The organism is Pseudaminobacter salicylatoxidans (genome assembly GCF_003148475.1).
GTDB lineage: Bacteria > Pseudomonadota > Alphaproteobacteria > Rhizobiales > Rhizobiaceae > Pseudaminobacter > Pseudaminobacter salicylatoxidans.
The window spans coordinates 1-24,116 of sequence record NZ_QGGG01000009.1 but is presented as its reverse complement, the minus strand read 5'-3'; the positions used below and the strand labels follow the sequence as shown (position 1 = coordinate 24,116).

At 58.2% G+C, this 24,116-nt stretch carries 23 protein-coding genes, 2 tRNA genes, 9 pseudogenes and 1 other annotated feature; of the genes and pseudogenes, 17 read left to right on the top strand and 17 right to left on the bottom strand.

Translation table 11 applies throughout. The annotated features are described in order from the left end of the window. Positions 1-31: 31 nt before the first annotated feature. The 5 genes and pseudogenes from eglC to C7441_RS13350 form a co-directional block, all read right to left on the bottom strand. Entirely contained in the window at positions 32-1,456 is a 1,425-nt protein-coding gene (gene eglC / locus C7441_RS13375) for an endo-1,3-1,4-beta-glycanase EglC (protein ID WP_109613285.1), read from the bottom strand. Between the two features lie 753 nt (positions 1,457-2,209). Beyond that, a complete protein-coding gene (locus C7441_RS13360) occupies positions 2,210-3,736 on the bottom strand; it encodes a SulP family inorganic anion transporter (protein ID WP_244916146.1) in 1,527 nt (508 codons plus the stop codon). A gap of 67 nt (positions 3,737-3,803) precedes the next feature. Continuing rightward, positions 3,804-3,859: a sequence feature (sul1 is cis-regulatory element that is thought to sense ions involved in sulfur or methionine metabolism; They are found in Alphaproteobacteria), on the bottom strand. 226 nt (positions 3,860-4,085) lie between these two features. Next, positions 4,086-4,482 (bottom strand): annotated as a pseudogene (locus C7441_RS24390) (IS110 family transposase); the annotation flags it as partial. 40 nt (positions 4,483-4,522) lie between these two features. Beyond that, positions 4,523-4,768 (bottom strand): annotated as a pseudogene (locus C7441_RS24605) (Gfo/Idh/MocA family protein); the annotation flags it as partial. Between the two features lie 321 nt (positions 4,769-5,089). Beyond that, positions 5,090-5,842, bottom strand: a complete 753-nt coding sequence (locus C7441_RS13350; protein WP_244916156.1) for an IS110 family RNA-guided transposase — start codon at positions 5,840-5,842, stop codon at positions 5,090-5,092. Between the two features lie 29 nt (positions 5,843-5,871). On the opposite strand from C7441_RS13350, the pseudogene C7441_RS24385 reads away from it, so the two are divergent. The 6 genes and pseudogenes from C7441_RS24385 to C7441_RS13315 all read left to right on the top strand — a co-directional run. Next, a pseudogene (locus tag C7441_RS24385) lies at positions 5,872-6,127 on the top strand (tyrosine-type recombinase/integrase); the annotation flags it as partial. A gap of 149 nt (positions 6,128-6,276) precedes the next feature. After that, complete coding sequence (gene fic / locus C7441_RS13340; RefSeq protein ID WP_109613438.1) at positions 6,277-7,380, top strand: protein adenylyltransferase Fic; 1,104 nt, start codon at positions 6,277-6,279, stop codon at positions 7,378-7,380. Further along, positions 7,377-7,532, top strand: a pseudogene (locus C7441_RS13335) (recombinase family protein); the annotation flags it as partial. The gene fic and the pseudogene C7441_RS13335, both read left to right, overlap by 4 nt. A 154-nt stretch (positions 7,533-7,686) precedes the next feature. Next, complete coding sequence (locus C7441_RS13330) at positions 7,687-7,890, top strand: hypothetical protein (protein WP_109613281.1); 204 nt, start codon at positions 7,687-7,689, stop codon at positions 7,888-7,890. Continuing rightward, a tRNA-Arg gene (locus C7441_RS13325) sits at positions 7,868-7,941 on the top strand. The genes C7441_RS13330 and C7441_RS13325 overlap by 23 nt, the downstream gene beginning before the upstream one ends. Before the next feature lie 302 nt (positions 7,942-8,243). Further along, complete coding sequence (locus tag C7441_RS13315; RefSeq protein WP_109613437.1) at positions 8,244-8,552, top strand: BrnA antitoxin family protein; 309 nt, start codon at positions 8,244-8,246, stop codon at positions 8,550-8,552. Between the two features lie 615 nt (positions 8,553-9,167). Here the strand turns inward: C7441_RS13315 and C7441_RS13310 are convergent. The 5 genes and pseudogenes from C7441_RS13310 to C7441_RS13295 form a co-directional block, all read right to left on the bottom strand. Beyond that, positions 9,168-9,243 (bottom strand) — tRNA-Met (locus C7441_RS13310). Positions 9,244-9,253: 10 nt separating this feature from the next. After that, entirely contained in the window at positions 9,254-10,054 is an 801-nt protein-coding gene (locus C7441_RS13305; protein WP_109613280.1) for a class I SAM-dependent methyltransferase, read from the bottom strand. 395 nt (positions 10,055-10,449) lie between these two features. Then, positions 10,450-10,710, bottom strand: coding sequence for a hypothetical protein (locus tag C7441_RS24070; protein WP_170125121.1), 261 nt, complete (start codon positions 10,708-10,710; stop codon positions 10,450-10,452). Then, a pseudogene (locus C7441_RS13300) lies at positions 10,658-10,933 on the bottom strand (ParB N-terminal domain-containing protein); the annotation flags it as partial. The gene C7441_RS24070 and the pseudogene C7441_RS13300, both read right to left, overlap by 53 nt. Before the next feature lie 88 nt (positions 10,934-11,021). Continuing rightward, positions 11,022-11,558 (bottom strand): DsrE family protein, encoded by a 537-nt coding sequence (locus tag C7441_RS13295; protein ID WP_109613279.1) that lies wholly within the window; start codon positions 11,556-11,558, stop codon positions 11,022-11,024. Between the two features lie 519 nt (positions 11,559-12,077). Here C7441_RS13295 and C7441_RS13290 point away from each other — a divergent pair. The 4 genes from C7441_RS13290 to C7441_RS23775 all read left to right on the top strand — a co-directional run bounded on the left by C7441_RS13290 (position 12,078) and on the right by C7441_RS23775 (position 14,886). Further along, on the top strand, positions 12,078-13,070 hold the full coding sequence (locus C7441_RS13290) for an SPFH domain-containing protein (protein WP_109613278.1): 993 nt from the start codon (positions 12,078-12,080) through the stop codon (positions 13,068-13,070). Between the two features lie 51 nt (positions 13,071-13,121). Next, the gene (locus tag C7441_RS13285) at positions 13,122-13,766 is read left to right on the top strand and encodes a DUF3617 domain-containing protein (protein ID WP_109613277.1); all 645 of its coding nucleotides are present in this window, start codon (positions 13,122-13,124) and stop codon (positions 13,764-13,766) included. Next, positions 13,763-14,407 carry a DUF3617 family protein gene (locus C7441_RS13280; protein ID WP_109613276.1) on the top strand — a complete coding sequence of 215 codons (645 nt, stop codon included), beginning with the start codon at positions 13,763-13,765 and terminating at the stop codon, positions 14,405-14,407. The genes C7441_RS13285 and C7441_RS13280 overlap by 4 nt, the downstream gene beginning before the upstream one ends. A 248-nt stretch (positions 14,408-14,655) precedes the next feature. After that, the gene (locus C7441_RS23775) at positions 14,656-14,886 is read left to right on the top strand and encodes a hypothetical protein (protein WP_146201465.1); all 231 of its coding nucleotides are present in this window, start codon (positions 14,656-14,658) and stop codon (positions 14,884-14,886) included. A gap of 251 nt (positions 14,887-15,137) precedes the next feature. Here C7441_RS23775 and C7441_RS13275 read toward each other — a convergent pair whose 3' ends face one another. Continuing rightward, the gene (locus C7441_RS13275) at positions 15,138-15,389 is read right to left on the bottom strand and encodes a hypothetical protein (protein WP_146201464.1); all 252 of its coding nucleotides are present in this window, start codon (positions 15,387-15,389) and stop codon (positions 15,138-15,140) included. Between the two features lie 32 nt (positions 15,390-15,421). Between C7441_RS13275 and C7441_RS24255 the strand changes: the two genes are divergently transcribed. From C7441_RS24255 to C7441_RS13260, 3 genes are all read left to right on the top strand, one after another. After that, positions 15,422-15,727 (top strand): hypothetical protein, encoded by a 306-nt coding sequence (locus C7441_RS24255; RefSeq protein WP_210205642.1) that lies wholly within the window; start codon positions 15,422-15,424, stop codon positions 15,725-15,727. 528 nt (positions 15,728-16,255) lie between these two features. Beyond that, positions 16,256-16,465, top strand: a complete 210-nt coding sequence (locus C7441_RS13265; protein ID WP_109613274.1) for a cold-shock protein — start codon at positions 16,256-16,258, stop codon at positions 16,463-16,465. Between the two features lie 108 nt (positions 16,466-16,573). Then, positions 16,574-16,774, top strand: a complete 201-nt coding sequence (locus tag C7441_RS13260) for a hypothetical protein (RefSeq protein WP_109613273.1) — start codon at positions 16,574-16,576, stop codon at positions 16,772-16,774. A gap of 326 nt (positions 16,775-17,100) precedes the next feature. On the opposite strand, the gene C7441_RS23770 is transcribed toward C7441_RS13260, so the two are convergent. Next, positions 17,101-17,364 carry a hypothetical protein gene (locus C7441_RS23770; RefSeq protein WP_146201463.1) on the bottom strand — a complete coding sequence of 88 codons (264 nt, stop codon included), beginning with the start codon at positions 17,362-17,364 and terminating at the stop codon, positions 17,101-17,103. Between the two features lie 27 nt (positions 17,365-17,391). Between C7441_RS23770 and C7441_RS23765 the strand changes: the two genes are divergently transcribed. Then, complete coding sequence (locus C7441_RS23765) at positions 17,392-17,739, top strand: hypothetical protein (RefSeq protein WP_146201462.1); 348 nt, start codon at positions 17,392-17,394, stop codon at positions 17,737-17,739. Between the two features lie 84 nt (positions 17,740-17,823). Here C7441_RS23765 and C7441_RS13255 read toward each other — a convergent pair whose 3' ends face one another. The 4 genes and pseudogenes from C7441_RS13255 to C7441_RS13245 all read right to left on the bottom strand — a co-directional run bounded on the left by C7441_RS13255 (position 17,824) and on the right by C7441_RS13245 (position 20,389). Next, positions 17,824-18,495 (bottom strand): DUF1236 domain-containing protein, encoded by a 672-nt coding sequence (locus C7441_RS13255; RefSeq protein ID WP_109613272.1) that lies wholly within the window; start codon positions 18,493-18,495, stop codon positions 17,824-17,826. A 224-nt stretch (positions 18,496-18,719) separates the two neighbouring features. Continuing rightward, positions 18,720-18,941 (bottom strand): autotransporter outer membrane beta-barrel domain-containing protein, encoded by a 222-nt coding sequence (locus C7441_RS24380; protein WP_244916144.1) that lies wholly within the window; start codon positions 18,939-18,941, stop codon positions 18,720-18,722. 22 nt (positions 18,942-18,963) lie between these two features. Next, positions 18,964-19,059: pseudogene (locus C7441_RS24375) on the bottom strand (hypothetical protein); the annotation flags it as partial. An 88-nt stretch (positions 19,060-19,147) separates the two neighbouring features. Further along, positions 19,148-20,389, bottom strand: coding sequence for an MFS transporter (locus C7441_RS13245; RefSeq protein ID WP_170125123.1), 1,242 nt, complete (start codon positions 20,387-20,389; stop codon positions 19,148-19,150). A gap of 202 nt (positions 20,390-20,591) precedes the next feature. On the opposite strand from C7441_RS13245, the gene C7441_RS13240 reads away from it, so the two are divergent. The 3 genes and pseudogenes from C7441_RS13240 (at position 20,592) to C7441_RS13225 (ending at position 23,741) form a co-directional block, all read left to right on the top strand. Continuing rightward, entirely contained in the window at positions 20,592-21,038 is a 447-nt protein-coding gene (locus tag C7441_RS13240; RefSeq protein WP_109613270.1) for a YtoQ family protein, read from the top strand. A 977-nt stretch (positions 21,039-22,015) separates the two neighbouring features. Beyond that, a pseudogene (locus C7441_RS24600) lies at positions 22,016-22,641 on the top strand (DUF938 domain-containing protein). A 52-nt stretch (positions 22,642-22,693) separates the two neighbouring features. Beyond that, positions 22,694-23,741 (top strand): annotated as a pseudogene (locus tag C7441_RS13225) (NADP-dependent oxidoreductase). A 220-nt stretch (positions 23,742-23,961) separates the two neighbouring features. On the opposite strand, the pseudogene C7441_RS13215 reads toward C7441_RS13225, so the two are convergent. After that, a pseudogene (locus C7441_RS13215) lies at positions 23,962-24,116 on the bottom strand (IS630 family transposase); the annotation flags it as partial.

Here is a 24,116-nt window from a genome sequence, read left to right as displayed (position 1 = left end):
GCGGCGGATACCCTTCCGCGCGCGGAGTCATTCAGACCGACCAGTCGTGTTCCGCGTTCAGCGCATCATTGTGCACATCATCCAGTGTATAGGCGCGAATATAGTCGATATGCATTTCGGCGGGCGTCGCCAAACCGTCGGCAGGTGCTCCTGCGGTGCCGCCGACTGCGAGATTGACCAGCATGTACATGGGATCGTGCATGTCGGCCGGGGTATCCGCGCGAGCGACCGCTACATCATCGTAGTACCAGACGATTTCGTCTTCCGTCCAAAGCACCCCGTAGGTGTGGAAGCCCTCGGTATCCGAAACATTAACTGTCGACGAAACCGTCGTATGCTCTCCGCTCGCATTTGAATGCGCTGTCATGAAGAGCCTGTTCGGTTCCTGGCCACGTATCTCCACGACGTCGAGCTCCGGCGGCCACGAACCGTCTTCCGGAAGAAGCCAGAATGCGGGCCAGGTTCCTCCAATTTCGGGCAGGTCGGCCCGCATTTCGAAGTAGCCATAGGTCTGGGAAAAGGATTTGTGGGTCGTCAGCAAGCCCGACGTGTATTCATAATCATTGATGAACGGCTTGATATCGTCCGTAGCCCTTGCTGCGGTGATCGTGAGGATTCCATTTTCCACGCTGAACGGATTGACCTTCTTTGTCGGGCCATAATCGCTATCGATGTACCACTGCAGTTCGCTATTGCTGCTCAAAGTGCTCCCGTTGGGCTGCCCCCACCAGAAGTTGGAATCCCAGATGCCGCTTTCGCCATTCCAGTGGCTGAGCGTATCGAAATTGTCGATAAAGGACAGCTGCATGCCGGACTTGTCCAGCGGCAGTTCGAACTGGCCGGGCGTGAACTGGTCCAGAGCCGTGTCTTTGAAGACGAGAACCTCGTCGGACCCAAGATCGAGCTTCACATCCGATTGCACCTGGGTCATGCGTGCCTGGACGGCTTCGAACGACGTCAAGCCATAGCCATTGAGACGCACCGTATCGGCCGCTTCGAAGTCGACAATCAGATCGCTGCCATTGCCCTTGGATATGATGAACGTGTCCGGGCCACCGCCGCCGATCAGGACATCGTCGCCCGGACCACCATCCAGCGTCTGATGCCCGGCTCCACCCTGAATGATGTTGTCGAGCGCGTTGCCAAATGCATACCGATCGGTGTCGGTCACGATCAGGTTTTCGACGTTGTCCGGGAGCGTTGAGCTCATCCATGTGACGATCGTATCGATACCTTCTCCGGGTTCTTCGATGACCCTATTGATAGGCGAATACAAATGGTAGATGTCGTCGCCGATGCCGCCATGCATGGTGACCCTGACATTGCTGTCACCCCAGAAAGTGCCATTCGCGGAAGTGCCGTAGAGCTTGAGACCGGAACCGGTTGCGGAAATGTGGTTGGTGGAAGTTCCGCTGTAGAAAAGAGGAACACCCTTGGCGTTCACGACGGCGTCCATCACACACTCCCCGACTCGCGATACCTTCAACAACCAGGCTAGCATCCACGCCGCACGCCTGCGATCAGCTTGCATTAACGTTATAATACAAGCAGTTATATTTTGACCCGGGCGCCCTCTTCAGGTAGCGACTGCTGCAAGGTGCGATTCCGGCATGACCAACGTGCATGAGCTTACTGGCACGAAGGGGCGCAGATGCGAATACGGCGATGAGCTTCACGAGCCGCTCCGCCATTCGCAGCCGGGCCTCTCCGGCCTTGCAGCCCGATCTCAGGATCTTGTAGAAGATTTCGATCTTCCAGCGCATGGCGTATCAGCTGAGCTTGTCGACGGCATCGTCGTGAGTGCACGGGCAGATCGGTGACCAGCCTCCAATCGATCCCTGGCCGCTCGGGGGCGTAGCGTTCCTGGACGTACAGCACTGTGAGGTCGAGCACAGAGTAGCGCTTCTGCTTGCCAATCGGGGGCAGAACATGGATGCGGCGGTATTTGGTCTCGACAGCGACAGGTTCAGGCTTGCCCGTAGCATCACGGACCTCCAGCAGCCTGTTGATGCGATTGGCCCAATCTTCTCGCGCGACAAATCGTCTTCGGGCTGCGCCGTCAAAGCAAGATGCGATGTCCCTCACGGTTGAATTGATCGGCGAACATGAGAGCGACCTGGTCAAAGAGATCAGAACGCGACCTTTCGGAACAGTAGTCAACCGAATCTGGAGGGCGGGCAAGAACGCACGCCCTAAGTCACCAGCGTCTTCACCCGCGCGCAGGCGCCTGGACGGCAGAAGCCGGGGGCATCGAGTGCCCCAGCACTTTTTCCATGGCATCGGGGCGGTCATGCATGGCTAGCTTGTCCATGATGGTGGCACTGGCTTCGTTGAGGCCGACGACCTCGACACCGACGCCGGACTTGCGAAATTTGAGCACGGCCTTGTCGATGGCGTTGACACCGGTGAGATCCCAGATGTGGGCGTGGCTGACATCTATGGTGACTGCGTCAAGCGGTTCGGCAAAATCGAAGGCGTCGAGGAAGTCCTCGGCGGAGGCGAAGAATATCTGGCCTTCGATGCGGTAGCTGCGATTCCTGCCGCCGTCTGAAAGCGTCGAGGTGACGCGGAAGATCTGCGCGACCTTCCAGGCAAAGAAAATCCCCGAGAGCAGCACGCCGATACCAACGCCGAGTGCCAGATTTTTCGTGGCGACGACGGTAGAGACAGTGGCCAGCATGACGAGGCTGGAGCGGCGTGGGTGGTGACCCAGATCGTTCAGCGAAGACCAACTGAAGGTGCCGATCGACACCATGATCATGATGGCGACGAGGGCGGGCATCGGGATGAGGCCGACCAGATCGCCCAGTACCATCAGCAGGAACAGCAGAAAAGCGCCGGCGGTGAAGGTCGAGAGCCGGGTGCGGCCGCCCGACTTCACATTGATCACCGACTGGCCAATCATGGCGCAACCCGCCATGCCGCCGAAAAATCCGCTGGCGATATTGGCGATGCCCTGCCCGATGCTCTCGCGGTTCCTGTCGCTGCGCGTATCGGTCATCTGATCGACGATCGAGGCCGTCAGCAGGCTTTCGAGCAGGCCGACGGCGGCGACAGCCATCGAGGTCGGCAGGACGATTATCAAGGTTTCGAGGTTGAGCGGCACATCGGGCAGCAGCAGGATCGGTAGCGCGTCGGGCAATTCGCCCAGATCCGCCACGGTGCGGATGTCGATGCCGAGCGCGAGGGCGAGACCAGTCAGAACGAGAATGCAGATCAGCGGCGAAGGCACGGCTGTTGTCAGCCTCGGGAACAGGTAGATGATGGCGAGACCGACGGCGATAAGCAGATAGGTTTCCCAGGTGACGCCGATCAGTTCCGGCAATTGCGCCATGAAGATCAGGATGGCGAGCGCGTTGACAAATCCCGTCATTACCGAGCGTGAGACAAAGCGCATGATATAACCAATGCGCAGCCAGCCAGCGGCGATCTGGATGACGCCGGCGAGAATGGTGGCCGCGAGCAGATAATGAAGCCCGTGCTCGCGCACCAGCGTGCCGAACAGCACCGCAGTGGCCGCTGTGGCAGCCGAGATCATGGCGGGGCGGCCACCTGCGAAGGAAATGACGATGGCGATGATCACCGAAGCGTAGAGTCCAACGCGCGGGTCGACGCCGGCAATGATGGAAAACCCGATGGCCTCGGGGATCAGGGCAAGGGCGACGACGATGCCCGCAAGCACATCGACACGGATATTGGAAAACCAGTCATGGTGGATTTTTTCAGGCGAGAACAACAAGACACAATGCAGCTGCCGATCGGCTCGCGGAGCGAGACAGACGATTGACGATGAGCTTTTTCTTGAGGGTCCGGCGGATCGGCGGCCGGAAGAGCCACCCGGAATTCCACCGGGTCCAGGATGAGTGCTGGTGGTCTTTGCCACAATAATCGTTCGCTGACAAGCCGAGAGCCATCCTCGACCTCGTCAGCGGGCGGTCGTCCCGCATCAGTTCTGGCTGCCCAAGGGCAAATGCGAACTGAGCTATCCCACCGCGAATACAGCGCTCCCACGTAGGAAGAGCGCTGTTCAGGTGGAAGGCGGAAACCCAGTGGGACGCCGGCCGCACCGCTGCCTACGCCGGATGCTTACGGACAATCTGATTGCGCCGGGTCACCTGTCGGCGCAAGGCTGGGGTCGGCTCGTCCGGAATCCAAACCTCTGGCAGAAAGTCGCTGGCATACCGTTGCGCCAAGACGCCGGCATCGATCGTGTCCGTCTTGATCTTGGCGTAGGCGATGACACGCACCTGCTTCGGGTTGGCGATCACCGCTTTCTTCACATGCGGAGCGACAATTGCCGCCATCGAGCTTGCGTTGCTGGTGGCCTTCGATCACCACGACGTCATCAGGCGACAACCTCCTGGCAAACGCTTCCAGCAAATCGCGTCGCATGTCGACACGACGCAACCGCCGGAGCTTGCCCTTCTCCCACTCCACCGCCTCGGCGAAGGCGCGATGAATATCCAGTCCGATGAGACGCATGCTGTTCCCTCCTTCCTGGCTCGTTGATCTCCCCCAGTAGATTGGTCCCGCGCGACGTGCCGCCGCGATAGTGGATCGAGACCGCCGCGCCGCCTTCCAGCACACCCTGTACAAGGATCTGGTCGTGAGTGGTGAAGGGGAGCGTCTCTCCCGTGTCCGTGACATCCAAGGTCTTGCGGCGGTTGATCATGCGCGCAGACAGATCGCCGAAGCCTCCCAGGACGTCGCCCATGCCGGCTAGCGTGTGTCCCAGCGGAATGCTGAGCAGTGTCGCACCATTGCTTTTGTCATAGAGATAGGCTCAGGCCTTCGGTAACGAGGCCGTCCCAGTCAAGCGATTTTAGGCGAGCGTAATCGTCCGCCTGCTGGCGGACGATGCGGAGACTGATGTTGAGCGGCGCAGTATGTGCTTAAAGCCGCAGCCTTCGTTCGAGATCACCCGGGTGCATGCTTCGGTCCGTGGTCAGCGCACGCGCTGCCAACATGATGCTGGTTCGATGCAGTTTCCTATGTGCCCATCTCATTGGCGTGCTCGATGAAGATCGGCAACAGTCCTGACCTCGGCATCATAGGAACCGCGTCCCTGGGGGACCTCGAAGGCCTGCGGTCAAGCAGGCAACTGTGCGAGGTTCGGTTCGTTAAACCCCTTGCGGTTGATCGGTGCCTCTGCCTGGAAGGTGGTACCATCGCCCCAAATTCGGTGAAGGATCACTCCTATGCGCCGAGCAAGCGCCACCATGGCGCGCTTTCGACCGCGGCGGCGTGCTATCTGTGCTGCCCAGGTTCTGAGCCATGTCGAGCGCCCCCGGTTCATCATGACGGTCGCGGCCTGACAAAGCGCGCGACGCAGGTTGACATCTCCAGCCTTTGTGATGCCGCCCGATACATCACGTTCGCCAGACTGATTGCGTGAGGGTGTCAGGCCGACCCAGGGGCCAACCTTTTTCGATGACGTGAACCGGGCAGGATCATCTACGGCAGAGCGGAAGGTCAGTGCCACGACGGCGCCGATCCCGGGCATAGACATTAATCGATGACGTACCGGGTCGTCCTGAGCGAGCTGGCGGACGCGTCGTTCCAGCTCCGCCAGCTCGCGCCGCAGAGAGGCCCGCGCTCGCAGCATCGGTTCCGTCGCGGCTTCGAGCATGAGATTGCCGACCGTCAGTTCGCGGATGCGATGCTCGAACTGGCCGCGCGCGATGGCACCGACCTTCAGCCCGAAGTTCCGCAGGAGCCCACGCAGGGACATCTCCAGTGCGATCATACCCTGCTGGACCGCTTTCCGAGCTCCGAGCACGGCACGGACCTCCTGCGCCGAAACGGATTTACAGTGAACCGGGCGGAACCAGCCGAGATGCAGCAGGCGTGCAATCCCCTCTGCGTCGCGTCGGTCATCTCAAGCGCACGGCGCTGACGCCGCAGGCCGTCAACCTGATACTGAAGTGGCGGGCCGTCCAGGCCGGGCTCGATCCGGCGGCGCTCCGCCCATGGCCTGCGCTCCGGCTATCTCACCGAGACCGCCCGGCGCGGCATTCCCCTGCCCGAGGCAATGCAGCAATCGCAGCACAAGTCGATCGCCCTGGCCTCACGCTACTATAACGACGCGGAGCGGCAGCCGGGACGGGCTGCGCGGCTGATCATCTGATCGGTTGTCGACAATCTCCGTGTTTGTACGACCGGCTTGCGGTATAGAAGATATGTCGATATATTCCCGTTTCATCGACATAAATTGATGATCTGTCGATGCCAACGACATATCCGCCAGACATGTCGACCGCACAAGGATCGACCGACATGCCGTTCAAACCGGACCGCCCTTACAATGACCTCCCTCCTTTGCCTCCGCGCGAGGACGTGGAGACGAAGGCCGTATTGAAAGCCTGCATCGAGGCTCGCGCGGCGCTGGCGGAGTTGCGCGTGTCCGGCCAACTTATTCCAAACCAGTCCGTGCTGATCAATTCGATACCCCTGCTCGAAGCCCAGGCGAGTTCGGAGATCGAGAACATCGTCACCACGACCGACAGACTGTTCCGCTTTGCCAACGAGGCTGGCAACCAAGCCGACCCGGCGACGAAGGAAGCGCTGCGTTATCGCACGGCCCTCAGCGAAGGCTTCCAGACGCTCAAACAGCGTCCCGTGTCGACCTCGACGGCTATCGCCGTCTGCCGGACCATCAAGGGCGTCGAACTGGATATTCGAGCGACGCCCGGCACCGCTTTGATGAATGAAGCCACGGGCGCGGTCATTTATACCCCGCCCGAAGGACAGGCTCTGCTTCGCGACAAACTCGCTAACTGGGAAAGCTACATCCACGAGGCAGAGAATATCGACCCGCTGATCCGGCTGGCCGTGATGCACTACCAGTTCGAGGCGATCCATCCCTTCATCGATGGCAATGGACGCACAGGGCGGGTGCTGAACCTGCTCTACCTCGTGGACAAGGGCCTGCTGGATATCCCGGTGCTCTATCTCAGCCGCTATATCATCGGAAACAAGCGTGCCTATTACGACCGCCTTCTGGCCGTCACCACCGAAGAGGCGTGGGTGGATTGGATCCTCTACATGCTGGAAGCAGTGCGGGAGACAGCCAATTGGTCGACAGCGCGCATTCGCGCCATCCGCGATCTGCTTGACCAAACCGCGGAACGCATCAGACGTGATCTGCCCAAGATCTATTCGCGCGAGTTGGCCGAGGTGATTTTCGTGCACCCGTATTGCCGTATCGGCGACCTGGTGTCGGCCGGCATCGCAAAGCGACAGTCAGCCTCGGTCTATTTGAAGGCTCTCGCGGAGTTGAGCCTGCTGCAGGAAATGAAGGCCGGTCGCGAAAATCTCTACGTCAATCCAGCGCTGCTCGCGCTTCTCAGCGACCGGCCGCCGACGAAGCCCAACCAATGAAACGCTCGAACACCAGGCAGCGTCTTATCGGCTACGCCCGTGTATCGACGGACGAACAGACGACCGACGCGCAAGAGATTGAGCGCGGGGCGGCCGGCTGCGATCTCATCACCCAGGAGCACGGGTCCGGCGCTTCGCGTGCATGCCCTGCTCGGCGGAACGGCACGAACATCACCATTGGCGGCGCCGATCCGAAGGCAATGTCCCCCAAGGCGCTTTTCCATGCCATCTATCGCGAGAAAATCTACATGGAGACGCTGTCGATGTGGCAGGATCTCATTTCAGTGGTCACCGCACGATGAGCGTATGGCCCTGAAATTCCGCGAATTCTCCAACGGCGACATCCTGTTCGCCGATGATACTGGCGGATTCTTCAAGTCGGACGAAAGGTTTTTCGAACGGTATGTGTGCGACCGGCTGACTGAAACAGACGAGGGATTCCTTCAGGAAAACGGACAGGCGTTCGACACGACGCTGGATCTGCCATGCGCTCGTAGCTCAAATGGATAGAGCACCGGGCTTCGATCCCGTAGGTTGCAGGTTCGAGCCCTGCCGAGCGCACTATTATTCGTACACTTTTATTCTTGTAGCTTGTTGAATTTTTCGTGTACGAATAATCACGTGAAGATCATATGGGACGAACCGAAGCGCCGACAGAATCTTGCCAGGCACGCATGGATTTCGCTGATCTGACGCTGGAGTTCTTCGAGGATGCCACCATCCCTGCCCGCCAAGGCCGGTAGGTTCATGGCCATCAACGTCCTGATCGATGGCATTGTGACCGTGGTGTTTGCACGTTTGGGTCGTGAAGGCCTCCCGATCATTTCCATGCGGCCCGCCAGCAACAAGGAAAGGAGCTTGTGATGGCTATCAAGTTCAAGAACCTTCCGCCTCTCACCGACGAGGAAGAAGCTGAAATCCAGCGCCAGATCGCCAGTGATCCCGACGCGCCGGAAGCGACCGACGAACAGCTTGCACAAGCCAAGCCGTTCAAGGAGGTGTTTCCGGATCTCTACGAGAGCATCCAGCGTTCGCGTGGCCGTCCTCGCGTGGACAAGCCCAAGGAAGCCGTGACGCTGCGTGTCGATCCGGATACATTGGCTCGCTTCAAAGCCACCGGTAAAGACTGGCGCGCGAAGATGGCCGAAGCGCTTGACGCGGCGAAGCCCTGATTAAACAAACGCGCGAAAACTATAATCCGGCATAGCTGGACTATAGCCAGGTATGAAGGCAGCTACCCGCCACCGGATGGCTGCGGCCTTCCGTCCCTTGGTTAATCTGCGGGGACCCGGTATGGCCTCATCATCAACCCAGCTACTGACAGGAGATGCCAAGTGACTGAGCCTGACAAGGATCACCGCACACCCGAACAGAAAAAGGCCGAGCTTCGGTCCTCGATCATCACATGGGCCATGTTCATCGGGAATTAGCCCTCGCTTTTGCCGCCGTGGACTTTTTCCTGATGTCGGAATGAGGCGGGACGGGACGACTCTACCCGCGCCGTCTCCAAAGGTAGAGAGGCCACAGAAGAACGTACCGTGCCCTCTCTTCAAAACCACGCGGCGCCAATATCGAAGCGACATAGACGCCCGCGACCAGCCAAAGCAAAATCAACACCGCAAAAGGCATATCTCACCAGGAAAGAGAAATCTGTCGGATCAGACATAGAACCGATACTCAAGCTTCCGTGAATTGCCAGACTTAAGCGGTGAAATGAGAAATCGCCGGTCAACGCCGTTTTCCGCTTCCTCTGCTGCATTCGACGCTTGGCGTCATATGAAGCCATCTGGTTGCAGGGATCGGATTTGAACCGATGACCTTGCGGGTATGAACCGCATGCCTGCCGGGCTGCGCTATCCTGCTGCGTATCGGCTCAAGGCACGATGCCTTTGCATGCCCAGGCGACATTTGCGAAAGACCTCGGCCCATTGGGTCGCCCGGCTTCATAGGCATTGCGCACCGCTGCGTCAGTACGGACCCGCTCCACTTCATCGAGCGCAGCAACGTATTTGCCGAGCGGTCCTTCGCCGGCGGCAATGGGTGCCCAATAGTCGTCGAAATTCTGATAATCCATACGGATCATCAGTTCGGTTTCGACAACCTCGACGAGACCGTGCTCGACAAAAGTCCGCTTCATCTCGCTGGGCTGCATCATCGGCTGGAAGCAGTAGCGACTGCGCAGTTGACGCCCATCTTCGCTGAGAGCTGCCACTGTGTCGACCATCATGCGCATACCGGGCATGCCACCAAGATGATCCCACACGACAGCGCCGACGGTGCCACCTGATCGCACGACGCGGCGCATTTCAGCAACTGCCTTTCCAGCATCCGGTACGAAATGGAGAACGAGCAACGCAAACGCACGATCGAATGTGTCGTCGTCAAATGGCAGATCGCAAGCGTCGGCTTGCAGGACTGAAATGCGAGGATCGACGTTGCGGCGGGTTGCGGCTTCAACAAACACGGGTGAAAAGTCGATAGCAGTAATTTGTCCGACTGCTGCCGCTTCGGCTAGCGCAAAGGTCAAGCTGCCGGTGCCACAGCCTACATCCAGAACCTTCTCGCCATCTGCAAGGCCGCAAAAATCGATGAACAGCGGCGCGAGCCTTTTACTCCAGCGGCCCATGAGCCGCTCATAACCAGCCGCGTTGTGGACATTGAAGCTCGATGTCATCGAACTCTCCACTTGCCCGCGCCGCACTTCGATAGTGTGCCTGTCTCGGTAAAAGGGCAACTACTTTCAGATGAGACGACCGAGGTGGTGCCGCACCCCGGTTCGTCGGGCGGGTTGCGTATCTGCAGGCGTGCGAACCAGCCACTCATGCCGGAAGCCTCAAAAATCCCTTTGCGTCAACGGCGATTTTAGAACCGTGAACGTCGAAATGCTAAGAAAATCAATGAGTGAACGGCGATACTTAAGCGACATCATTTACTTCTTGGCGTCCCGGTCCTCCGGAAAATAGTTTGACGAAGATGGAGAAATGATCTGCTCGGGGGCAGGATGCGCGGGGAAATCCGTACGAATTCACGAATCAATTCGGTTTGCTCGGAAAGCCTGCCCCGGGGTGCTTATCTGGTGTGCAGATATGCTGACCTCATCGAATTCCCTTTCGGCACGAGCGATGCACCACCAATCGCATAGAGACCGATTATGGGCATCGACGCCAAAATGCTTTTCACGCCGACCGATATAAATGCCCTCAGCCACGGCTCGGTCCGCTTGCGCGCCGTAGCGATGAATTTGTCGAGTTCGTCATCGCCTGCGGGGAGGTCATTCCTAGACTCGGAATGGCTCCCGACGCGATAAACATGCTTGTCGTCGAGGTGCATGTTCCCCTCCGGTTATTGAGACCGGGAATGCCTTGTATTCATCCAGTTCGTTGTTGGGCAAACGGGCGAACTTTTCGGCCAACGATGCCGCATCGTCGCCGTCCTCCATGATCGCACACCGTACGGGGTTGCTGATGCCCTCGGTGGCAAGGGCTTTGAGGGCGTTGAACCTGCGCTGTCCTGCCACGATTTCAAAGCCTTCGCAGTTCGGGCGAACCAAGAGGGGCTGATAATGCCGATGGCGCGAATGGACGGAGACCTTGCGAGATCAGGGAGCATAGGCGGCACAGATAAAAGTGCCGCCCAGCCAATCAGTCCATGTCGACTTCAGGATACTGAGCCACGATATCTTCGCGCGTGACCTTTGCGAACTGGGCCGGATAGATATAGCCGTAACCTTCACCCGCGTATCTGGCGATATCGATGACGGCGGCAGGCACAACGGTCATCACATCATAGAAGCCATCCGGATCGTAACCGCGGCTTTTCGCGGCGTTCCTGCAGATATGGATTTCGACTCCCTGGTCAGTCAGTTCCTTGAAGGTGGCATAGGCCTCGGGGAAAGCCGCCTTGTTCACGCGCGAGAAAGCATGCAACTCGTTGCCATGGGCGACGATAACGATACGAGATTTCTCGAAATCACCAAATTCCTTCAGCGCCTTGATGTGGTTCCTGATAAAACCGAGCGCGCCCAGCCCTTCCTGTGGAGTGCCGAAGTTGAAGTCGTAGACGAATTTCTGGGCTCCATATTGGACGGCCTCGAATTTCGACGGATCATCGGGCCCAGCGTGGGCAAAGCTCGTCCCCAGGACCATGCAGCCTGCGGCTAGTATTGTCTTGAAATTCATATCTCGCTCCCGAGTCGTTACCGGCAGTGCCGATGGTTGGCACTGCCGGTATGGAAAACATATTTGTTTTCAACGTACAAGCCAAGCTCGAGCCCTGTTGGGGATTTCACGCGAAATAGCGATCAAAGGGATTGTATTGCAAATTTCCTTCAGGGTGAGAAAAGGTGGCTTATACGACATCAGTTCATCGGCGGCCCCCTTACATCATTTCCGCCGTTTACGCCCTCTGCAGACTCGTCAGGGCGATCCCGAAACGCCGGGCATAAGATACAGCCTTTCTGACGCGGCCTTCGCACTGCCAACCGTGCTGGTTCTTCTCGCCCCTCGCGGAAGACTGGTGAAGCCGGCCATGCACGAGACGAAGTGGGTTTACCACGCATTCTCAGGAAAGGCCCGTGTCGGGCCGTTACAGCCGGCAACCAACTGTCAATCGCAGGCTCGGCTCGACAGGTGATATGCTGGCGCGGCAGCGTGGCTGCAAAGATAGTCAGCCAAGATAATTGTGAGATATTGATTTAGATGTACAGCTTCCTGGGGCTTCCCATCCCAATTGATTCCGTTGCCAACATCATCAGCGTGATTGCGGGCTTTCTGTGGATCAGGACGATTTTCGTCATCACACCACAACAGCATGCCAGGGTTCTGGAGACGTTCGGGCGCTATAGCGGGTATCGGTCCGCCGGCCTGTCGCTGAAATTGCCCTGGCCACTTCAGAAGGCTCGCGGGCCCTTTTCGCTGCAGACGAAGCAGATTGCGCTTCAGTTGGGTGTAAAGTCGAGGGATAATGCCTTCGTCACCATGCCTATCAGCTTGCAGTACCGCGTAATCGCGAGCGCGGTTAAAGCTGCATTCTATGAGCTGCATAATCCTGAGGGGCAGATCGAATCCTATGTCGCGACCGAGGCACGAGCCGTGGCAGCCACGAAGACGTTCGACCAGCTCTACACTGATCGGGATGAGTTCACCCGGACGGTACGCGAATCGCTTGACGAAGCCATGAACGGTTACGGCTACGAGATTCGCGCTGTCCTGATCGACGACCCGCGACCGACGGAGGAAATGATCTCGGCGTTCAACGAAGTGCTTGCCTCGCAACGTCGATTGGAGGCCGCACAGAATGACGGCGAAGCCGAGAAGATCAAGCGGACGAAAAGTGCGGAAGCATCGGCAGCGGCAATGACGATTACGGCACGCGGGATAGCGGAGAGCCGCAGCATCATTGCCGAGGGCAATGCAAAGGCGCTGGCGGCTTTTCGTGCGGATACAACCCTGACGGATTCGGACGCTATGGCATTCATGATGGAGATCAAGCGCCTGGAGGCGCTGCGAGATGCCTCCACCCATGGGGGGCGCACCGTACTAGTGACTGGCGATGGGTCCGGTAGCAATCTTGGAACGAAAGCCCTTCTCGCTTCGCTGGTGAAGGACGTAAGTGATCCGAAAGGATTGCCGGCCACGCACAGCCCAAGGCCGCAGGAACCATTCGGACAGGATCAGGGCGACAAGGCCTGAACGTATGCGTGCCCCCTCCCCCCAACAACCCGTTTTTTGAATGAGGCTGTCTTGAAAATTGTCACAAAGCCGATTGCCGGCATAAGCCTGCTTTTCTCCAGTTCAATTCCAGCCGCCGCCTATGATCTTCCGGCAAACCTTCCGGCACGCAAACCGGGCTTGTGGGAGATGCGAACGACCGGCACCGTCGGCCCGAACCAGCTCAAGGATATAAAAAGATACTGCCTGGACGCGAAAGCGGATCGCGCACTTCAGGAACTCAAGATTCTGCGTAAGGAGCAGCAGGTGGTTTTCCACGATATCAGTTGCCAGGCGCCGAAATTCTCGCTGGCCGGAGAGGTCCTGGCCGGCGAGATGGCCTGCAGAACAAACTCCCAGGATGACGATGATGCGGCTGGCAATGATTTCCGCTGGACGACAACGTTCAGGAGCGAAAGTGAGGTCGTGGAGGTGGAGCACAGTGGTCCCAACGACGTGCCCCTCCTGCTCGAAATCGATCTGGTCGAAGAGCAGCGCTGGATCGGTGAATGTCCAGCCGGCCAGACACCCGGCGACGGAATCGACGTCGGCTTCACCTATAATAGCGATGCATGGCCGGATGAAGCACAGCCCGTCAACATTTATGAGTCTTTGGCCGTATCGGACAAGCTGCTGAAGGAGGGGGTCGAGATCAACAAGCGGTTGGGAGCAATATGAAACATCCCATGCGTCCCTTCCCGATTTTGCTCGCCGCTTGTCTCGTTCTTGGCGTCTCGCATGCTGCGCCGGCCTTCGAGCTTCCGGTCGATTTGCCGTCGCGCAGCGAAGGTTTATGGACGGTCGACCAATCCAGTACACTCAGTGAGAGCACGACCTCATTCGATATCCGGAAGATCTGGAAGGTCTGTCTCGACGCCGGAGCCGATCGCGCTCTTCATGAGCTTGAGGCTCGCGAACAGCAATCAAACATCGCCAGCCTCAAGGAAATCTGCGAAGAACCGCAGGCTTCAGTGTCCGGGAATGTGCTCTCGTGGAGCATGCACTGCTCCGGCCCGTCGCCATCCGCAGACAAGACGGGGACGTCTGATGTCAGGCATAAAACCACGTTTGTCTCCAACGAGGAGACTCGCGCCGAAACCGCCGTTGTTAATCAAGACAAACGCAGTCGCAGCCATGGCCAGTTCTTCACCCATATGAAGCATGTCGGCTCCTGCGAGGGAGGTTTGAGGCCGGGTGATATGATGCTGACGAACTTGCTGGTCAATGGCGAGGAAACCTTGAAGGCTCGCCAGTTGCGAAACATCTACCGAGAAATCGAAGACCAGAAGCTGTTTACAGCCTCCCGGTTATCTCGCTGACGCAAAGGCAGCATCGTAACCTTTCCCGACTCGGCCGTTCGCTCGGGGACGTTTCGTGTGTGGCCGACTAGAAGAGCCGTAGCACGGCGTGCGCACGGCAGCGTCATGCGGCGGGTCCTTCCATGGTCACAACCTGACCAAGAGGCTGGCGCCGGGGTCGGTGTCGTCGCAGGCTTCGTCGGCTCCTGGGACAGGTTCGGAGTAGAGACAGTCGGCACGGACTGGGTTCGACCAGGCCTGATGTTCGCGTGTTTCTGAATCTCGATCCCGCTTCTTGTCGGCAGCAGCCTAATACCTTCGATGTGGACGGCAGTTCGCCGCCGGGCGTGGTGGCATGGGCGGCGGTGCCGGTCTACTTCGTCGCGATCATCATCGAAGCCGTACGCCGTCATGTGCGCTCGGTTTCCCGGCTGCGTGATGAGGTCGAACGCAGCCGGGAGACTGAGCGGGATTGTGACGCGCTAAGAGCAAGTCGGTGAACTATCAGCCCGTCATCCGTGTAACGGTGCGGCTCACCGACACCAACGGACAGCCCCCCAGGCGCGCCACCGTATCGGGAAACATCAACAAGGGCGGCGTATCTGAAGGTTCGCTACCTGTCCGGTGATCTGGACCGCAACGCAGCCATTGTCGTGTGCCATCGATAATGAGACAAATCCGCATTGGCATGCGGTGCTCCAGGCTGCAGTGAGATTGCTCCATTCTATCGGGCCGCCGAGCGGATCGGCGATCATCTCTTCGTCCGGTATTCCCAGTGGATGGCTATTGCCGGAATCAGGAAGAAGACGACGTTCAGAACCTTCCAGAACCCGATAATATCGGCCATGTACATGCGTGTTTGATCGACGCTGAAGCCAAAAAATGCTGACATCAAAACTGTAGTGACGCCGCTGAGCGACATCAGCCAGGCAAAAATAATGACCAGCAGATTGATGATGAATGCCTTGAACAGGACGTTTCTGATTCTAAGCGGCGTTTCCATGTAAGATTCCTTCATCGCGAATAAACGCGACCTTGTCGGCTCGGCACAGGATTTCTGATTATAGCACCAAGGAAGCCGCCAAAAGCAGCAAGCGGGGCTATGAGGCATCTGAAGCATGTGCCCCGGAAATCCACGACATCAAGCACCGGCTGCATGGTCTGGAGAAGACGGTGGATGCGATCAGGCCGACTACGGCCGAGTATGCGCAGGTCCGTGATCGCGTGGTGTTTTCCGGCTGTATGGGACGCTGGCTGTGGGGGGTTGGCAAGGCGCTGATCTCGGCCGCCGTCGGTGCTACCGCGTGTCGGTACGCGATGACGGAACGACCGCCGCCATGACCATATTCCCGACGCCAACAAAATGATTCAGCCCGCTCCGGTTCGCCGGACGGGCTTTTTTGCGTATGGTGTGCGACGATTAATGGAACAAGTCGCCGGCAAATCAGTTGCCGCTAATGTGGGTGGTTTGGAGCAGAACGGAGCCCGCCGGATTGCCGTTCCGGTGGGCCTCTTCTCAGCAGGGGCAGCTTCTTGCATTTAGGGTGAGAGAGCGTCCATATAAGTCTGAAACCCCTCGGGCCGTCGTCGCTTTCCTCTTTTGGCGCGGCAGATTTCTCTCTTTGCGTTTCCGAATTTGACAGAACGACAGCAACGTCGACAAGCATCCCAAGACTCGCAGAAAAGAACGGTTTTTCTAACTTCCTTGTAATGAGGGTGAATAGCAGATAGAATTTTCAAATCGATTTTGCTGAAGAACTTTGTTTCTGCGCTTCGGCGCCCTACCGATCTTCCTCTCAATTTCGACGACTACGACGTTTGGCATTCGGTCAAGCGGCGAATTTCTATGTCGATTGAAAGGAAATCGTCATGGCAATAGGCACCGTAAAGTTTTTCAACTCCACCAAGGGTTTCGGCTTCATTCAGCCGGAAGATGGTTCCACTGACGTATTCGTTCACATCTCGGCCGTCGAACGGGCAGGCATGAGCACCATCGTTGAAGGCCAGAAGCTCTCCTTCGACGCTGTCCGCGACAGCCGCAGTGGCAAGACCGCCGCAGAAAACCTGCAGGCAGTGTAAGAACATTGCGTCCGGCCTTTGACCACGGATGTACTGGCACTGGCCGTTGAGGCAGTCAGGAGAAGGTCGGGATGTTCCCGGCCTTTTTCGTTTTGGGAAGGATGATAGATGAAAAGTGTTCCCGACGGCGTCTTCAAGCCCAGACCCACAGCGAGCGAGACCAAGGGTGATGCAACCACGAGGGCGGCGCGAGAAATCATCGAAAGCGAGAGAGCGGCCCGCGATAAGAAGAGCGAGCGATTGCGGCTGGCCAGATTGGCGCAGGAACAGGATGAAGTCACTGATCACCCAGTTGATGACAAAGGCTGACCCGATAACTGGACCCGTTCTGGCTGTGAAGCGAAAATCTCAATCCTCTTGCTTTATGTATCCCGAACGTCCATATGAGGGACATCGGCTGCCAACCGGCTGGGAATGCTCGTCGAGATACGATGTTGGGTTTCCCTGAGAGGTAGCTGTATTTGCCCTGATTGATGGTGCGCCGACCACGAATGTACCGGCGGCTCACAAATCTCAGGAATGAAGGGGAAGCGGGCATCACGGCCCGCTTTTTTCATATCCAGCTTCACTTCATATCCGGCACCTTATAGCCTGTCGTCTTGTGAAGCGGCGGACCGATTTGCGACGGCGATGGATCAATCGCCCCGATAGGAGCGATCACCACATATGGTTACTTCGCGCGTGACCATGTGGCCATGTCGCCATTCGCGGGTCATCTTGGTGCGGCAATCTTCGTTCCTATGATGGCGGCGGTACCATCCTTCGCGATCGTGGTGTCTATTACTCTGAACACGCACCCCATTCTGATCGAGGGTGATCCCGCCATAACCACCTTGGGCAAAGGCGGGTATCGACAAGGACATGACTGTGGCAACTGCGGCCAGGATTAGGGTTTTCATCTTAGTCTCTCCTTTCCTGGAGGATGGATGAAAACCGACGTTCGAACCGCAAGTTCCGTCGATTGCTCCATCGTTGGATCAATCTTTCGTTTGCGGCCGAACATTCATCAGCCTTTTGCTGCCTGCTTCGTTGCAGGGCATGGTCGCTTTCCCAAACTCCGGCGGGCTTCTTTATGGCAGCACTCTGGCGCTCTGCTCCACCCCGTAAATCACCAGCCCGCCGATCACGCTCAGAATGATAATCGCTGCGAGAAGCAGGCCAACGAACAGGAGTATCAGCAGGTTCTCACCTTGAAAGCTCGCCATATTACCGCCCCCAATGTAATGGCAGAAGACCCGGCCAGAGCATCGGCCGGGTCTTCTTCTGACAGATAAGCAACTGGCAGCCACTCATCGTGACAGATACGCAGATAATCTCAAGTCGGAAGAAATCCGCTATCGGTCAGAACGCCCAATCTGCTAGCGCATCACATAGACGATCCGACGTGACTGCGGCTCCACAAATACCAATTGGCCATTCACGTTCACATATCGGTATTCGTAGTCGGGAACCTCACGCAGGCGCACCGTTTCTGGAAGGGTCGCACCAGTTACAACTTCCCCTTGAAGGTAAACAGGGGCGTCCTGATGAGCGGCCACATAGGTGCGCACCTGTTCTGGCGGATCGATCACGGTTCCGGTCACACCGCCAGCAGTGGCACCAACCGCGCCGCCGACGGCAGCACCGACCGGCCCGCCAATAATGGCACCTGCAATCGCGCCCGTGGCACCGCCAGTGACCATTCCAGCGCCACCGCCACCTTCGTCAGGAGCCGCGACTATCGCTACACCTGAATTGGCTGGGCGCTGGGTAAGAATGACTTGAGAACCACCGAATTCCGCGGTCACGTAGTCCGAATACACCCAACCTTGACCCTGGGCCTCGGCTATCGTGCACCACTTGCTGTTTTCAAGACAGCCATTGAGGGTTGCCCGTTGACCGGCGGCCAAAAGCCCGATGATTGGATATTGCGGTCCTGGACCTGCGCGAACATTGAGATCGGTAACGGCTGATACCGCTGTGTCGGCAAGCGCCGTCCCTGTCAGGGCAAACAGCGCACCAACTGCTGCTATTGGAAGAAACGTTTTCATCGTTCTCTCCTTTCAAGCACGATTACGATTAAAACGAATGGCCGCGCACGCTGTTCCCCCTCGAATTGTGGTCATTCTGGGTCGGCTCTTGCGGGATATCCGGCACTACGCCTCGCATGAGCAATGCCACCGGCTCGCCGTACCAGCGAAGGATTGGCCTCTCCCGATCAGGCGCCCATGCCGGCTGGCACCGGCGCGGGCGATGCCTTGTTGGTCTGATCTCCTCAGAACCTGACGTTCAGGTCGACCCTGAAGCCGTTGTCGCTGGTCCGGCCGGCGAGCTGGCCGCGATAGGACAGGCCGAGCGTCGCCGAAGGCGCCATGGCGACGTCGAGCCCGGCCTCGATGACGGCGGCATTGCGGGCGATCGGCATGCCGGCGATGGTGGACGCATCGCCACCGGCAAAGGCCAGCCCCGGCCTCGGGCGTGACGTCGCCGAAGGCATGACGCCAGCCCAGCATGGCGCGCGCCGTTGCCGGCACGGCGCCGAGCGCGACATCGGCCTGCGCCCGGATGCCGAGCGTGGTGAAGGTCGCATCCGTCGTCTGGCTGGCGGCGTGCAGTTCCGCCGCACCGCCGTCCTCGCCGAAGGCGGCGGTGCGCCATTGCCGGTAGGCCTGTTATTGTCCGATGCGGATTCGTCGGCGCCGTTTAGTCGACGATTTCTTTCTCCTCCGGCGTCAGCGCCACCATCGTCGGCGCGGTTGTCGCAAGATTGAATTCACTGCGCTCCTCTCTCGGCACCGGAGCGCTTGTCCGGATCCGCCAGCTAACAAAAGACGCCAGCAGGAGATGTGCGCCCGCCGTCGCTAAGAACAGTCCGCCCGGGCCGGCGGGGCCCATCAGGGAAGCGGCCGCAACCGGGCCCGCGATTGCGCCCAGCCCGTTGGCCAATAGCAGGCCGGATGACGTTTCGACGGTGTCTTCAGCATTAATGTGGTCGAAGGCGTGAGCTGCGCTGATCGCATAGAGCGGCAAAGCGGATGCGCCGAAAGCCGCGACCAGAACCGAAATCGCCACGCGGTCCTCGATGTTGATCAGCGCCAGTGTCAGCGCCGCCAGCACACCCACTCCACAAAGCCCGAGCACGACGATCCGGCGGTCGCATCTGTCCGAGAGCCGACCGAGCGGCCATTGGACCAGGGCACCGCCCAGAACCGCGATCGACATGAAGATCGCAACCTCCGCGGTGTCCGCGCCGAATGCGATCACATATGCAGGGCCAAGCGACCAGAATGCGCCGGTCGCGACGCCCGCAAGCAGTACACCAACGACGCCGACCGGCGACCTCGAATAGAGTTTGACAGGCCGCAGCCGGGATTGAAGCAGGCGCGCAGGAGGACGGGAAGCCGTCAGCGCGACCGGAACCGCGGCGAGCGAAATCAGGATCGACGCCAACGCAAACAGCAGGAAATCCGCCGGATTTCCCAGGGCCAGCATCATCTGCCCGACGATCGTCACCGACAGGTTGATCATGGTATAAATTCCCATGACCATGCCGCGATTGTCGTTGGACGCACGTTCGTTCAGCCAGCTCTCGATGACGAGGTACAGGCCGGCGAAACAGAAGCCGGTGACCGCCCGCAGCCCCCACCAGACCGCGGGACTGCTCGTGAGTGCGTGGATCATGACGACGGTCGAGGCAACCGCCGTGAGCGCGGTGAATGCACGAATATGGCCGACACGCTGGATGACGTGGCCGCCAAGGAGGCATCCGAGCGCAAAACCGAGATAATAGGAGGAGCCGAGCAGCCCGATCTCGAGTGGATCGAATAGTTCGAGGCTTGCCCTGACCGGTATCAGTGTCCATTGAAGCCCATTCCCCGTGATGAGAATAGCGACCGAAAACAGCAGGGCGGACACAGTAGGAAGTAATGCTTTCACGGCGGGCATTCGACCTTTTCCGGATGGTGCATGCAACCGAATTCTCATGGCGACAACGCCTGCCGCATATCGAGCCATAAAGCGGCCCGTGTCCGCTCGCTGACCGGCCGGGCCACGCAGAAACGCGCGTTGCTTCCCCGCCGCGGTGGGAAACGGTATTGATGCTGACGAGCATCGCGAGGGACGCAACTGAACAGGAAAGGAAGTTGTCATGACGCTGAAGGTCTATTTGTCCGGGGAGATTCACACCGATTGGCGCGATCAGATCATCGAAGGCGCCCGCGATTTGGACGTCAGATTCGACGGTCCGGTGACCGACCATGAGGCAAGCGACGATTGCGGTGTGGCGATCCTGGGACGCGAGGACGACAAGTTCTGGCATGACCACAAGGGCGCCAAACTCAACGCGATCCGCACAAGGCGCGGCATTGGCCAGGCCGATATCGTGGTCGTCCGCTTCGGGGAGCAATATCGACAGTGGAATGCGGCCTTCGACGCAGGTATTGCCTCAGCTCTGGGGAAATCTCTGATCATTCTGCATGGGCCAGACCATCAGCACGCCCTGAAGGAGATCGATGCTGCCGCCCTTGCAGTCGCGGAACATCCCGAACAGGTCGCCCAGATCCTGCGTTATGTCCTGACCGGCAAGCTGCCCTGATCGCATCTCCTGTCTGGAGGAGACTGCCGGACCGCTTGTCCGTCTTGTACTGAAATCGACCCGGCAACAGGACGCCTTTAGTGACATTCTGCCAACCTCGGCGGTGATCAACTTGAACCTTCTGGCCAGCTCGCGGTTGAAAAGCAGCGGCTTCAGCAACTGGCTGCTGACGCAACAGAGGTCGCAGTTCAACGTCCAGAACACTGGTCGTGTTGTTATCGCACCCAGAATGCCGGGAGCACTCGCGCGAGGTGAAGCGCCCACTGGCCACGAAACCATTGATTTCCCATGAATAATTCTTATTTGTATAATTCAATATGGATAATTACTTTCATAAGAAAGTATTCTTAGAGAATGTTAAAATAAATATGCCCGTTCATGTAGTAATTTTTGGTAATATGTTAGCAGTTAAGACATATTTATTGATCAGAAACCTGCCATCTTGCGTGGAATGCGTATCAAGATGGAAAGCTTAGCCGCGTAAATATGGCGGAATCAACCCATTGAAGGGCGCGCCCAGTTTCGGGCATGCCTCGTCGCAAATCAGAAAGGGGCTCTATGATTATTGGATACGAAGATCTGGATTTCCCAGTGGTTGCCGGCCAATACGAGTATAATGATATCCTCGTTGACGTCGGGTCGTCGCAAATTTCGGCATGGGACAGCGACCCGCTTATTCGATTTATGCTGGTCCACGCATATGACAACCGCTATTCGATGGGCCAGATGGTGGCAGGAGGTACACCGTCTGCCGGTATGCTCCTGTAGTCAGCAGTGCGAGTTGAAAACCTGCGTAGCGTTGACACTGCGGCTCCCGGAAATTGACCGTCCTGGTGCGAAAAACGAACGAGTCCGAAGTCGACCATCTACAGGAGGAACGATGCGTATCCGCGTGAAGGCGAAGTCTTCAGCAAAGACAGGCAAGCCTTCGTAATTTCGGTAAATATTCGGGTATCGACAGAGGGAGTGAGATAAAAATGCGGAACGAAACGCTCGGCGTTTCTGCGGACAATCGCCTTGTCAGCCCCTCGGCGGAGCGCAACAAAGAGCCCATTGCAGACATTTTGAAGCGGACCTTGCCCGATCACGGTACGGTGCTCGAAATCAGCAGCGGAACCGGGCAACATATCGTTCATTTCGCACGTGAGATGCCGAGCCTGCTATGGCAGCCCAGCGAACGTGACGCGCCGTCCCTTCAATCGATCGAACAATGGATGGCGGCAGAGACCGCCCAAACATTCTGGCCCCGTTGCGTATCGACGTGACCGACCTGCCATGGCCGGCAGGGAAAGCGACAGCGATCGTCTGCCTCAACATGATCCACATCGCGCCCTGGTCGGCCGCCGAGGGGCTCATTCAGGGGGCGGAAAGCATCCTTGGCCAGGGTGGCGTTCTGTTCCTTTACGGCCCGTATCGGCGGAAGGGTCAGCCAACGGCATCGAGCAACGAAACGTTCGATGAACAATTGCGTTCGCGCAATAGGGACTGGGGCTTACGGAATGTGGAGGATGTCACCCGCTATGCTAAGCTGCATGGCTTCGGTCTACCAGAGATCCATGAGATGCCGGCGAACAATTTGTCGCTTGTATTTCGCAGGCAATGACCGCGAATGAGGCCTCGAGTACCCGCGACCTGTATTTTAAAAAGCAAAGATCATGACACAGACCGACAAGACAAATCGCCAGGTTATATTGGCCGAGCGTCCGAAGGGCGCGCCCGATGCGAACACGTTGCGGTTGATCGAAAGTCCCCTGCCCGTGCCTACCTCCGGTCAGATGCTGCTGCGCACCGAATACCTCTCGCTTGATCCCTACATGCGGGGCCGGATGAGCGACGCGCCGTCCTATGCTGCCCCGGTAGAAATCGGCGGCGTGATGGTCGGCGGGACGGTCGCACGGGTTGCCACCTCGAATGTCGAGGGTTTTGAGTCAGGTGATTGGGCGCTCAGCTACAATGGCTGGCAGGACTACGCTGTTTCCGACGGCAAGGGTGTGACCAATCTTGGCCAGTCACCGGCACATCCGTCCTTGGCGCTTGGCATTCTGGGCATGCCTGGCTTCACGGCCTGGGCCGGGTTGAAACAGATCGGCGCGCCGAGGTCCGGCGAGACAATCGCCGTGGCTGCGGCGACAGGGCCGGTTGGCGCGACAGTGGGGCAGATCGGCAAGCTGGTGGGCTGCCGCGTGGTCGGCATTGCCGGCGGTCCCGACAAATGTGCCTATGCGGTCAGCGAACTGGGTTTCGATGCATGCATTGACCACAAGGCCCCCGACTTTGCAGAACATCTCGCCAGGGCCAGCCCCCAACGGCATCGATATCTATTTCGAGAATGTCGGCGGCAAGGTGCTGGATGCGGTCATTCCGCTTCTGAACCCGCACGCACGCATACCTGTGTGCGGCCTGATATCGCAATACAACGCGACCGAACCGCCCGCAGGACCGGATCGGATAAACTGGTTGATGGGCCAGATCCTGCGCAAGAAGATCAGGATGCAGGGCTTCATCATCTTCGACACTTTCGGCCATCTCTACCCAGAATTCGCCAGGGAGATGGGCGATTGGGTCGCAAGCGGCAAGATCAAATACCGCGAAGAGATCATAGACGGTCTGGAAAACGCCCTGGAAGCATTTATCGGCCTTCTCGCCGGCAAAAACTTCGGTAAACGCGTCATCCGCGTCGGTCGCGGCTCAGAGGGTGTTTGAGATTTAAGGTTTTGCACGCCGATTAAGCACGAAGCGAGTGGTTGCGGCGTCGATCATCGTCTCGGATGTTTGGACACGATAGTCATAATCCTTGACGAGCTGCCGATTGCACCCGAGCCAGGCAAAGCTGCGCTCCACGATCCAGATCAAGCCGGCAATCTTGATGGCGCGCAGGTGCCGCTTGACGATGTGCTGTCGCCAACCTTGCGGCTAGAGTCCTTCACGTTTTGACGGAAGCGTATCCTGCGTTTGCGAGATAGTTTTGGCATTCGTCAGCTTCGATGGTTGTTACGAGGTGTCCGACCTGGCGCCAGGTGTCCTCGATAGTTCGCTTCTGGGCCATTCGCATCCAATGCTTGATTTTAGCGAAGGCCT

Excerpts from the sequence above, each read along its gene's own strand:
- C7441_RS23765 (WP_146201462.1), top strand. The coding sequence starts at position 17,392 with ATGAAAACCGACGTTCGAACCGCAAGTTCCGTCGATTGCTCCATCGTT.
- C7441_RS13280 (WP_109613276.1), top strand. The coding sequence starts at position 13,763 with ATGAAACATCCCATGCGTCCCTTCCCGATTTTGCTCGCCGCTTGTCTC.
- C7441_RS24380 (WP_244916144.1), bottom strand. The coding sequence starts at position 18,941 with ATGCCTTCGGCGACGTCACGCCCGAGGCCGGGGCTGGCCTTTGCCGGT.
- C7441_RS13295 (WP_109613279.1), bottom strand. The coding sequence starts at position 11,558 with ATGAATTTCAAGACAATACTAGCCGCAGGCTGCATGGTCCTGGGGACG.
- C7441_RS13315 (WP_109613437.1), top strand. The coding sequence starts at position 8,244 with ATGGCTATCAAGTTCAAGAACCTTCCGCCTCTCACCGACGAGGAAGAA.
- C7441_RS13240 (WP_109613270.1), top strand. The coding sequence starts at position 20,592 with ATGACGCTGAAGGTCTATTTGTCCGGGGAGATTCACACCGATTGGCGC.
- eglC (WP_109613285.1), bottom strand. The coding sequence starts at position 1,456 with ATGGACGCCGTCGTGAACGCCAAGGGTGTTCCTCTTTTCTACAGCGGA.
- C7441_RS13290 (WP_109613278.1), top strand. The coding sequence starts at position 12,078 with ATGTACAGCTTCCTGGGGCTTCCCATCCCAATTGATTCCGTTGCCAAC.
- C7441_RS13245 (WP_170125123.1), bottom strand. The coding sequence starts at position 20,389 with ATGCCCGCCGTGAAAGCATTACTTCCTACTGTGTCCGCCCTGCTGTTT.
- C7441_RS13330 (WP_109613281.1), top strand. The coding sequence starts at position 7,687 with ATGGCCCTGAAATTCCGCGAATTCTCCAACGGCGACATCCTGTTCGCC.
- C7441_RS13275 (WP_146201464.1), bottom strand. The coding sequence starts at position 15,389 with ATGGAAACGCCGCTTAGAATCAGAAACGTCCTGTTCAAGGCATTCATC.
- C7441_RS23770 (WP_146201463.1), bottom strand. The coding sequence starts at position 17,364 with ATGAAAACCCTAATCCTGGCCGCAGTTGCCACAGTCATGTCCTTGTCG.
- C7441_RS13260 (WP_109613273.1), top strand. The coding sequence starts at position 16,574 with ATGAAAAGTGTTCCCGACGGCGTCTTCAAGCCCAGACCCACAGCGAGC.
- C7441_RS13305 (WP_109613280.1), bottom strand. The coding sequence starts at position 10,054 with ATGACATCGAGCTTCAATGTCCACAACGCGGCTGGTTATGAGCGGCTC.
- C7441_RS13255 (WP_109613272.1), bottom strand. The coding sequence starts at position 18,495 with ATGAAAACGTTTCTTCCAATAGCAGCAGTTGGTGCGCTGTTTGCCCTG.
- fic (WP_109613438.1), top strand. The coding sequence starts at position 6,277 with ATGCCGTTCAAACCGGACCGCCCTTACAATGACCTCCCTCCTTTGCCT.
- C7441_RS24070 (WP_170125121.1), bottom strand. The coding sequence starts at position 10,710 with ATGCACCTCGACGACAAGCATGTTTATCGCGTCGGGAGCCATTCCGAG.
- C7441_RS13265 (WP_109613274.1), top strand. The coding sequence starts at position 16,256 with ATGGCAATAGGCACCGTAAAGTTTTTCAACTCCACCAAGGGTTTCGGC.